Here is a 2241-nt window from a genome sequence, read left to right as displayed (position 1 = left end):
CTACAGTCAAAAAGGAAGAGTTGATGCCGTAAATGGTCAAGTAAATAGAACCACTGGTGCAATTTCTTTACGTGCCACTTTCCCAAATACTGACAATATATTACGTACAGGTAGTACCGGTACATTAAAATTTGTGGAAACGCAAAAAGGAGTGATACAAATCCCACAAGTATCAACATCGGAGCTACAAGATAAAACCTTTGTATACGTTGTTGATAACAAAAATACGGTTCACCGCAGGTCTATCAAAATTGAGGGTAAATCCAATTCGAACTATATCATCTCAGAAGGGTTAGCTGTAGGAGACAGAATTTTAATGTCCGGTTTCGACAAGATTTCGGAAGGAGCTACCATCATTCCGATCAACAAGACCCAATAAAATACTTTTCCAATTTTTAATTAAACGCACTATAAATGCTAAAAACATTTGTTAATAAACCCGTATTGGCTACCGTTGTCTCCATGCTCTTAGTAGTATTAGGAGCTGTGGGGCTAAAGATGTTACCTGTATCCCGTTTCCCAGAAATAGCTCCTCCGTCTGTGGTCGTTTCTTTAAGTTACCCTGGCGCGAATGCCGAAACCGTCGCTAAATCTGTTCTCCTTCCAATTGAAGAAGCCGTAAATGGTGTAGAAGATATGACTTACATCCGTTCAACGGCCAGTAATTCCGGCTCAGGATCTGTTCAGGTGTTCTTTAAAACAGGTATTAATCCAGATATAGCTTCTGTAAATGTCCAAACCAGAATATCGAAAGCAATAGGTTCTATTCCTTCAGAAGTCAATGAAGCCGGTATCACGGTAATGCCTCGTCAATCTGGGGTAATCATGACCATCAACCTCTTTGCAGATTCCAAAGAAAGTATGTTTGATGAAACTTTTCTTCAAGCCTATTCCCAAATCAATATCATCCGGCCATTACTTCGTGTTGATGGCATTGCCCAAGTTTCTCGTGTTGGAGCACGTGATTACTCCATGCGTATGTGGTTGAATCCTGAAAAGCTAGCTTTGTTTAATCTAGTTCCTGACGATGTCATAACAGCCATTAAAGATCAGAATTTCGAAATTGCTCCCGGAAAATTTGGTGAAACATCCGATGAGGTATTTGAAACCGTAATTAAGCATAAAGGACGATTCAGTCAACCCGAGGAATTTGAAAACATTGTTATAAAAACAAATGAAGATGGTTCCGTATTATATTTACGAGACTTAGCCCGTATAGAGTTTGGCTCTTCTAACTTAGGTTCGGACAATAAAGTAAATGGAAAACCCGGATTAACCTTAAATATCACACAGACATCAGGTTCCAATGCCCACGATATTGATATCGAAGTGCGTAAAGTATTGGAAGAGTTATCCAAAACTTTTCCAGAAGGCATTAAATATGAAGTTTCCTACTCTGTAAGAGATCAGATTGACGCATCGATCTCTCAAGTAAAACATACTTTATTTGAAGCATTTATTTTGGTATTTATTATTGTTTTTATCTTTTTACAGGATTTTAGATCAACCATAATTCCAGCGATTGCAATTCCAGTCTCCCTAATAGGTACCTTTTTCTTCCTCAATCTATTCGGTTTCTCACTCAATGTGCTCACCATGTTTGCATTGGTACTATCGATAGGTATTGTTGTTGATGATGCCATTGTCGTCGTCGAAGCCATTCACTTAAAAATGCATGAGACAGGTATGAAAGCCAGGGAGGCAACGCTTTCCACGATGTCCGAAATCTCCGGAGCCATTGTATCCATTACCTTAGTCATGGCGGCCGTATTTATTCCGGTCGGTTTTATGGAGGGACCAGCAGGTATATTCTATCGTCAATTTGCTTATACCCTGGCAACAGCAATTTTGATTTCTGCTCTAACCGCCTTGACTTTAAGTCCGGCCTTATGTGCCTTGATTCTAAAAGCACCGGAACATGAAGATCAGACGGATCAGAAAGAAAAAAATAAATTTACCGCATATAAAAAACGCTTCTTCACGGCCTTTAACACCTCATTTGATAGCTTAACGTCACGCTACATTGTCGGTGTTAAATATCTGATCCGAAATAAGAAGATTGCCATTACAGGATTGATCGGTATTTCAGCAATCGGATTTACCTTATTACTTTTAGCACCCAAAAGTTTCATCCCTACAGAAGACGATAGTTTTGTGACCTATTCGCTGGCCATGCAACCAGGTGCTTCACTAGCAAGAACTACAGAAGTTTTAAAACAAGCAGATAGTATTCTTCAAAAA

The 2241-nt window shown here is 39.2% G+C and carries 2 protein-coding genes; both read left to right on the top strand.

Features of this window, described 5'->3' with window-relative positions; all coding sequences use genetic code 11:
• Window positions 1–379, top strand: a 379-nt coding sequence (locus L950_RS31210; protein WP_031288433.1) for an RND transporter, incomplete at its 5' end; no start/stop codon positions are given.
• Between the two features lie 35 nt (window positions 380–414).
• A partial coding sequence (locus tag L950_RS25030; protein WP_021190257.1) for an efflux RND transporter permease subunit occupies window positions 415–2241 on the top strand: 1827 nt, incomplete at its 3' end.

Origin of the sequence: Sphingobacterium sp. IITKGP-BTPF85 (assembly GCF_001006065.1) — a bacterium.
GTDB classification, from domain to species: domain Bacteria; phylum Bacteroidota; class Bacteroidia; order Sphingobacteriales; family Sphingobacteriaceae; genus Sphingobacterium; species Sphingobacterium anhuiense.
The sequence above is the reverse complement of the archived record's forward strand: the minus strand, read 5'-3'. Positions and strand labels throughout refer to the sequence as shown.